This window comes from Atribacterota bacterium, from assembly GCA_028703475.1.
Lineage (GTDB): Bacteria > Atribacterota > Phoenicimicrobiia > Phoenicimicrobiales > Stramentimicrobiaceae > JAQVMU01.
The window spans coordinates 1-8,318 of the sequence record JAQVMU010000072.1 but is presented as its reverse complement, the minus strand read 5'-3'; the positions used below and the strand labels follow the sequence as shown (position 1 = coordinate 8,318).

The 8,318-nt window shown below is 35.7% G+C and carries 6 protein-coding genes and 1 tRNA gene; all 7 read left to right on the top strand.

Annotated elements, in window-relative coordinates:
* The first annotated feature begins 394 nt into the window (after positions 1-394).
* Positions 395-826 carry an archease gene (locus tag PHQ99_07175; GenBank protein ID MDD4289350.1) on the top strand — a complete coding sequence of 144 codons (432 nt, stop codon included), beginning with the start codon at positions 395-397 and terminating at the stop codon, positions 824-826.
* A 74-nt stretch (positions 827-900) separates the two neighbouring features.
* Positions 901-2,358, top strand: coding sequence for an RtcB family protein (locus PHQ99_07170; protein ID MDD4289349.1), 1,458 nt, complete (start codon positions 901-903; stop codon positions 2,356-2,358).
* Between the two features lie 64 nt (positions 2,359-2,422).
* Positions 2,423-3,697: a serine--tRNA ligase gene (gene serS, locus PHQ99_07165; GenBank protein ID MDD4289348.1), complete on the top strand. Its 1,275-nt coding sequence runs from the start codon at positions 2,423-2,425 to the stop codon at positions 3,695-3,697.
* Between the two features lie 127 nt (positions 3,698-3,824).
* Positions 3,825-3,910: transfer RNA gene (locus PHQ99_07160), tRNA-Ser, on the top strand.
* Positions 3,911-4,025: 115 nt separating this feature from the next.
* Complete coding sequence (gene murI / locus PHQ99_07155; GenBank protein MDD4289347.1) at positions 4,026-4,841, top strand: glutamate racemase; 816 nt, start codon at positions 4,026-4,028, stop codon at positions 4,839-4,841.
* A gap of 301 nt (positions 4,842-5,142) precedes the next feature.
* The gene (locus PHQ99_07150) at positions 5,143-6,360 is read left to right on the top strand and encodes a solute carrier family 23 protein (GenBank protein MDD4289346.1); all 1,218 of its coding nucleotides are present in this window, start codon (positions 5,143-5,145) and stop codon (positions 6,358-6,360) included.
* Between the two features lie 180 nt (positions 6,361-6,540).
* The coding region (locus PHQ99_07145) for a phosphoenolpyruvate carboxykinase (GTP) (GenBank protein ID MDD4289345.1) at positions 6,541-8,318 on the top strand (1,778 nt) is incomplete at its 3' end.

The following is an 8,318-nucleotide window of genomic DNA, read 5'->3' as shown; positions in this document are numbered from 1 at the left end:
CTATTCCCTTAATAAAGAAAAGTAAGCAGATATATAAGAAAAGCCGGGTGGAAGGAACAGAGTGGCTTACTGATTGATATGGTACATTGACAGAAAAGGTAAAAAATTTTATACTTTAATAAGTACTAATAAAGGTTATAAAAGGAAAAGTATATCAATATTTATTTCCCAGAGAGCCGTGAGAGGTGTGAACACGGTAATAATGTGATTGAATTCCACCTTACTCTATGACAAAATACAGTCGATACAGGTTTTTATAAATAGAGAAATTTGTTCTAATTAAGGATAGATAATTATTCTATTGAATTAGGATGGTACCACGTGAGTTAACTCTCGTCCCTAAGGTAAGAATTACCCCAGGCGGGAGTTTTTTGTTTAAGAGGTTTTTATAATTATGCCTAAAGAGTATCAGTTAATAGAACATATGGCAGATGTTGGATTAAAGGCTTTTGGGAAAACAAAGAAAACATTATTTCAAAATGCAGCTCGTGGCATGTTTTCTATTATTACAGGTTCTTCTGAATTAGCCAGGCAAAAAAATCAGCAATACTGGACTATAAAATGTGATGGATTTGATGTAGAGAATTTATTGGTAGAATGGTTGAGTGAATTATTATTTATTCATAATACTGATTTTGTAATTTTAAATGATTTTATAATTGAAAATGTAACTAACAATAGCCTTCAGGCTAAATCATACGGCATAAAGATTATCGATTATCCCTACAATATTGAGATGGAAATTAAAGCAGTAACCTATCATAAACTGCAGGTGATAAAAAATAAAAAAGGTTATTGGGAAGCTACTGTTATTTTTGATATTTGATATTATACCAGGTTTTAAAAAATACAGGAAAATTCAAACTCTTTTAGCCGGGAAGCCAAGAAGAGGGATTCTTTATGAAAAGTAATTTAGAAGAAATCTTAAAACAAATTGATTCAAATATCTGGGAAATTCCAAAGGAATCATGCCCGGGCATGAGAGTGAATGGACGAATATATGCCTCAGATAATTTAATTGGGAAAATAATAGCAGATCAATCTCCCAAGCAGGTAGCCAATGTTGCTTTCCTGCCGGGAATTGTGGGTTATTCTTTGGCAATGCCTGATATTCACTGGGGATATGGTTTCCCGATTGGCGGTGTTGCAGCCACCAGACTTGAGGATGGCGTAATTTCACCGGGAGGAGTAGGATTTGATATTAACTGTGGAGTTAGATTGATTCGTTCTAATATAAAATTTGAAGATATCAAAGATAAGTTGCCTGAAATTATAGAGGCATTATACAAAAAAATACCTTCCGGAGTCGGATCAGAAGGAATTATCAAATTAAATTTCCAGGAAATAAAAAAAGTAATGGCAAAGGGTGCTCAATGGGCTGTAGAAAAAGGATATGGTGAAAAGGAAGACATTACTTATACAGAAGAAAAAGGAAGAATGTACCAGGCTAATCCGGATATTATCAGCAAGAAAGCGATACAACGGGGTTTGTCTCAGCTTGGAACCCTTGGTTCAGGAAATCATTTTTTAGAGGTTCAGGTTGTTGACCATATCTATCAGCCGGAAATTGCCCGACAGTTGGGACTTGAAGAGGGGATGATTACTATCTTAATTCATACCGGTTCCAGGGGTTTTGGACATCAGGTATGTACTGACCATTTGTCTGTAATGCAAAAAGCAGTTCAGCGATATAATATTAATCTTCCTGATAAGCAGTTAGCCTGTGCGCCCGTGAATTCTCCTGAAGGGGAAAAATATTACCAGGCTATGTGCTGTGCAGCAAATTTTGCCTGGGCTAACCGGCAATGTATAATGCACTGGACAAGAGAAGTATTTAGTAAGATATTACAAATTTCTTCTGAACGATTGGGATTAAAATTAATATATGATGTGGCGCATAATATTGCTAAAAAGGAGCTTCATTACTATAATGGTAAGAGTGTCGAGTTATGTGTGCACAGAAAAGGGGCTACCAGGGCTTTTTCACCACAGCACCCCGAATTGCCTATCAAATATAAGAATATCGGTCAACCTGTTTTAATTCCGGGAGATATGGGGCGTTTCTCGTTTTGTTCAATTGGGACCAAAAAAGCTATGAACGAAACCTTTGGCTCAACCTGTCATGGAGCAGGCCGGGTGATGAGTCGCGGTGAGGCGAAGAGAGAAGCGAAAAATCGGAATATAGCTGCTGAATTGAAGGCTAAAAATATTCTGGTAAAAGCAAGGAGCAAGGCAACTTTAGCTGAGGAGATGTCCAATGCTTATAAAGATGTTTCTGAGGTAGTAGATGTGATGGACAAAAGCGGTATTTCTAAAAGAGTTGTAAGAATGCGTCCATTAGGGGTAATTAAAGGATAATATTTAGAATATGATAAAGAGGGTAAGTTTTTATTTAGATTTTAGAGAGGATGGTTTATAAAGTATGCTGGATTTAAAATTAATTCGTTCAGAGCCGGGTTTAGTTAAAGACAAGTTAAAAAGAAGGGGATTGAACGGAGACACAATTGATTCTATTTTAAAATTAGATGAACAGAGAAGAAAGATTTTATTTGATGCAACCAGCCTGAAAGAGGAAAGGAATCAGGTATCAGAGGAAATCGGGCATTTAAAAAAAGAAAAAAAAGATGCCCAGGATAAAATTTTGGCTATGAGAGAAGTATCTGCCAAAATTAAGGAATTGGATTTTGAGATTAAGTCAATCGAGGAACAGATACAGAAAAATCTGTTGGAAATCCCGAATATGGTAGATGATAGTGTACCGTTGGGATCTGATGAAGAAAGCAATGTTGAAGTAAGAAAATGGGGTACGCCCAGAGAGTTTGATTTTGAACCGATGGCACATTGGGATTTGGGTGAAAAGCTTAATATACTTGACTTTGAAAGGGGTGCCAAGATTTCTGCTGCAAGGTTTACCGTATTGAAAAATATGGGAGCACGAATGGAAAGAGCATTAATTAATTTTATGCTGGACATTCATACTAAAGAGCATGGTTACCAGGAAATGTTTCCACCTTTTTTGGTAAATGCAAATACTATGACAGGTACCGGGCAATTACCCAAGTTTGAGAATGATTTATTTAAATCCAATGATGATCTTTATCTTGTTCCTACAGCAGAAGTTCCTTTGACCAACCTTCATCAGGGTGAGATATTATCAGAGGCAGAATTACCTATTTATTACACTGCATATACTGCCTGTTTTAGAAGAGAAGCGGGCTCTTATGGAAAAGATGTAAGAGGATTAATCCGTCAGCATCAGTTTAACAAAGTAGAGATGGTTAAATTATGCAAACCGGAAGATTCCTATCAGGAATTAGAAAAATTAACTCAAAATGCTGAGACTATTTTACAACGATTAGAGCTCCCTTATCGTATTGTTAATCTTTCTACAGGAGATATTGGCTTTTCTGCTGCTAAAACTTATGATTTAGAAGTATGGTTACCGGCTCAAAACAAGTATCGGGAAATATCCTCCTGTAGCAATTGTACTGACTTTCAGGCACGCCGGGCTAATATTCGTTACCGTTCACAGGATTCCGGTAAAGTGAACTTTGTACACACATTAAACGGTTCAGGCATTGCAGTTGGTAGAACAATGGTAGCTATCCTGGAAAATTATCAGGAAAAAGACGGGTCGATAACAATACCTGATGCGCTTCGTCCTTATATGGATGATTTGAAAAAAATTAGCAATTAAGGTAAAATTTTGTTGCCGATAAATTTATTTCTGATACAATAAACATTGGACAATTAAAAATTGAAGTTGTTAGTATAAAAAATTATATATTTTACATAACAAATACTACATGAAAATAAATATTTGCGGAGGGATGTCCGAATGGCAAGGGGCCGGTCTTGAAAACCGGTGTAGGCGTAAGCTGTCTGGGTTCGAATCCCAGTCCCTCCGCCAGTTTTTTTAGGCTGCTTTTTTACTGATATAATTAGGTATTTTCTTATTGAATATACATACTTTAATCTTTTTGTAATTTTAGCAAAATAATTTTTAATTGACTGAGGAAATTATTTTGACAAAAGCCAGTAAAGAACAAAGACCAATTGGTTTATTAGACTCCGGTTTGGGTGGTTTAAGTGTTTTTAGAGAAGTAAAAAAACAATTGCCCCTGGAAAATATCATCTACTTTGGTGATACTGCCCATGCTCCTTATGGTGAAAAGAAAGATGAGCAAATTGTTAAATATGTATTGTCTATTATAGATTTTTTAATTAAAGAGAATGCGAAATTAATAATCATTGCCTGCAATACAGCCACTGCAGTAGCCCTGGAAAAAGTAAAAGATAAATATACCATTCCGATAATTGGAGTAATCCAGCCAGGAGCAGTAGAGGCAACTACCAGAACAAAAAATAACCGGATTGGCATAATCGGCACAGAAGTAACAATCCGAAATAAAAGTTACGAAAAGATTATCAAAGAAATAAATCCTTCTATTACTACTTTCAGTAATTCCTGCAGTAATCAGGTTATTAGAGAAATGGAAGAAAACTCCCTGCGAAATAAAGGCAGGATCCAATCATTAATAGGAGAGTGTGTAAAACCAATAGTTGATAATAGCATTGATACGCTAATTCTTGGCTGCACCCATTACCCATTTTTAAGGAGCTATATCGAGAAAGAGATCAACCAGCAAATCATATTGGTCGATCCTGCTGAAGCTACTGTCAAACAGGCACATGATTGGCTCATAGCATACAGATTAATTAATAACCAGAACCATAAAATTGATAAGTTTTTTATAAGTGGTAATCCGGTGTTATTTACAGAGATTGCAGAGATATTATTGGGCTATCATCCCGGAGATTTTCAAAAGATAATTTTATAGAATATTTTTTAAAAAAACATTGCTAAAATAGAATTTTTGTTATATTCTAAATAAGATAAAAATGCCCTTTAAGTTAGTTCAGAGAGACTAATAAGGGGATAAAATCATTAGAATTTATACCTCTTTTCCAGTTTCTCTGGATTAGAGGTTTTTTTATAATTCCTTTAACATTAGTCCTGTGAGGCTGATAAGGAAAAAGCACTACCCCCTTATCAGCTCACGCTGAAAGGGGGTTTTATTGTATAAATAATCAATTGGAAATTTAAATGCCAGGAAAAATATTATTTAAAAGGAGAGATTTATGAATTCAAAACCGCAACCAGAAACTATTGACTACACTAAACAGGGTTTACCTCAAACAATTATACTTGGATTACAACATGGATTTACCATGTTCAGTGCCACAGTACTTGTTCCCATTATTACCGGACTTGATATATCGGTCGCATTATTTATGGCCGGTGTAGGAACATTATTATTTCATTTAGTAACAGGGAATAAAGTTCCTGCATTTTTAGGTTCTTCTTTTGCATTTATTGCCCCTATTATGTTAGTAGCGGATAAATTTGGTATTCCATATGCATTAGGAGGTATCGTTGTCGCTGGGTTAATCTATTTACTATTTTCCCTTTTAGTAAGTCATTTTGGACCTGAAAAAATCATTGCCTTTTTCCCACCCGTGGTTACAGGACCGGTAATTATGGTCATAGGTTTAAAATTAGCACCCACTGCCATTGATATGGCCAGTGAGAACTGGTGGCTTGCACTGGTAGGTTTTTTAATAGTTGTTTTAATAACATCATATACCCGTGGTTTTTTGAAAGTTATCCCTGTTTTGCTGGGAATAGTAATTGGTTATATTGTTGCAGCGATATTTGGCCTGGTTGATTTTACCCCAATTGCTGAAGCAAAATGGTTAGGGTTCCCTCAGTTTACAATTGCCAGGTTTAACTGGAATGCTATTATGATTGTAGCACCGGTTGCATTAGTAACGGTTATTGAACATATCGGAGATGTACTGGCAATTGGAGCAACAGCAGAAAAAGATTTTGTTAAAAATCCAGGGTTACACAGGACGTTATTAGGTGATGGTCTGGCAACTTCCGTATCTGCCTTTTTCGGCGGTCCCGCTAATACAACTTATTCAGAAAACACAGGGGTATTGGCATTAACAAAAGTATACAACCCCATTGTAATGCGCATCGCGGCTGTATTCGCAATAATTATTGGGTTAGTACCTAAATTAGGTGCAATTATTGCCTCTATTCCTGGAGCATTAATTGGTGGTATTTCTATTATATTGTTTGGTATGATTGCAGCGGTGGGAGTGAGAACAGTAGTTGAAAACAAAGTTAACTTTGAAAAATCAAGAAATTTAATAATTGCAGCAACGATCCTGATTTTATCTTTAGGCGGAGTTTCAATACCAATTCCGTTAGGGACCGGACAAATTGAAATCGAAGGAATGGCCTTAGGTGCACTGGTAGGAATTATTCTTAATAAAATAATGCCTGAGTAAAAAAGAAAAAATACCAAAAAGATAATATATAAAATAACTGAAAAGATTTAAAAAAAATAGAAATATTCTTGACGATTAAATTATGTTTTGTTTAATATATTAAAATAACAAATCTTACAGCATGGGAATAACATTTTTTAAAACCCATTTGTTCATTTAAAGGAAAGGAAGCACAAAACCATGGACCAGGTTAATCAGAGAAAACTTGAATTGTTAGACAATCCTTATGTTATCCAGAGAGTGGAAGAGGCAATAGTGTTATGTCAACCGGAAAAGGTAACGGTGATTACCGATGCCCCTGAAGATATTCAGTATGTTAAAGAGCTGGCTTTAAAAAACAAAGAGGAAAAGAAATTAAAGGTAGAAGGACACACGATTCATTTTGATGGTTATTATGACCAGGGGAGAGATAAGGAGAATACACGATACCTCCTTTCTAAGAAAGTGAATTGGGGTATAGATATTAATTCTATAGATAAAGATAAAGGTTTAGAAGAAATAAAATCATATTTCAAAGGAAGCATGAAAGGCAAAGAAATGTTAGTACGTTTCTTTTCTTTAGGTCCGACGAATTCTTCCTTTTCAATTCCTTCATTACAGATTACTGATTCTGCTTATGTTGCACATAGTGAAGACTTGCTTTATAGAAGCAATTATGAGGGGTTCAAGAGATTAAATGCTTCTAACCAGTTTTTCTTTTTTCTGCATTCTGCGGGAAGGCTGGAAAACAATGTCAGTATAGATGTTGACAAGAGAAGAGTCTATATGGATTTGGAAACAAATAGTGTTTACTCGGTAAATAACCAATATGCAGGAAATTCGATAGGTTTGAAAAAATTGGCATTCAGATTAGCTATCAGGAAGGCTTCTGAAGAGGGATGGCTTGCAGAACATATGTTTATTATGGGGGTACACGGCAAAAAAGGAAGAACCACCTATTTTACAGGTGCATTTCCCAGTGCCTGTGGCAAAACCAGCACTGCTATGTTGCCAGGTCAAACCATTGTCGGGGATGATATAGCTTATCTTAAGAAGGTAAAAGGTGAAGTCAGAGCAGCTAATGTAGAGAAAGGTATTTTTGGCATTATTGCTGATGTTAATCCGGAAGATGATCCGGTCATTTATCAGGCATTAACATCAGAGAGAGAAATAATTTTCTCCAATGTGCTGGTAAATAATGGGATACCTTATTGGCTGGGCATGGGAAGAGATATTCCTGATAAAGGTTTTAACCATAGCGGTCGATGGAATGCCGGGAAGAAAGACGAGCAAGGCAATTTAATCGATCCATCACATAAAAATGCCAGATATACCATCCGATTAGATGAATTGGTAAACATAGACCCGCAGGCTGAAAATCCACAGGGAGTGCCTATTGATGGTTTTGTTTTTGGAGGCAGAGATTCAGATACTTCAATGCCAGTAGTGGAATCAATTGATTGGAATCATGGTGTTTTTACTGGTGCAACAGTTGAATCAGAAACAACTGCAGCAACACTTGGCAAGCAGGGCGTTAGAAAGCATAACCCAATGGCCAACCTTGATTTTATTTCAATTCCTTTTGCAGATTATATAAAGAATTATTTATCTTTTAAAAAAAATCTATCAAGGGTTCCAAAAATATTTGCTACAAATTATTTTTTAAAGGATAATCAGGGTCATTTTCTGAATGAAAAAATTGATAAGGTAATATGGATGGTCTGGGCTGAAGGAAGGGTCCACGGGGAGTTTGAAGCAATTGAGACACCAGTTGGCAAAATTCCTTTTTACGAAGATTTAGAAACACTGTTTTTAAGGGAGCTGAACAGGAAGTATACTAAAGAGAAATATATTGAGCAGTTTTCTCTCAGAATAGACAAATATCTGGGAAAAATGGATAGAATGCAAAAGATATTCTCAAACATTACTTTGACAGAGGATGAATTTATTAAAGAATTGGAAAACCAGATTGAAAGACT

What these genes read in the sequence shown, in the direction of transcription:
- PHQ99_07175 (MDD4289350.1), top strand. Translation starts at nt 395, where the DNA reads ATGCCTAAAGAGTATCAGTTAATAGAACATATGGCAGATGTTGGATTA.
- PHQ99_07170 (MDD4289349.1), top strand. Translation starts at nt 901, where the DNA reads ATGAAAAGTAATTTAGAAGAAATCTTAAAACAAATTGATTCAAATATC.
- serS (MDD4289348.1), top strand. Translation starts at nt 2,423, where the DNA reads ATGCTGGATTTAAAATTAATTCGTTCAGAGCCGGGTTTAGTTAAAGAC.
- PHQ99_07150 (MDD4289346.1), top strand. Translation starts at nt 5,143, where the DNA reads ATGAATTCAAAACCGCAACCAGAAACTATTGACTACACTAAACAGGGT.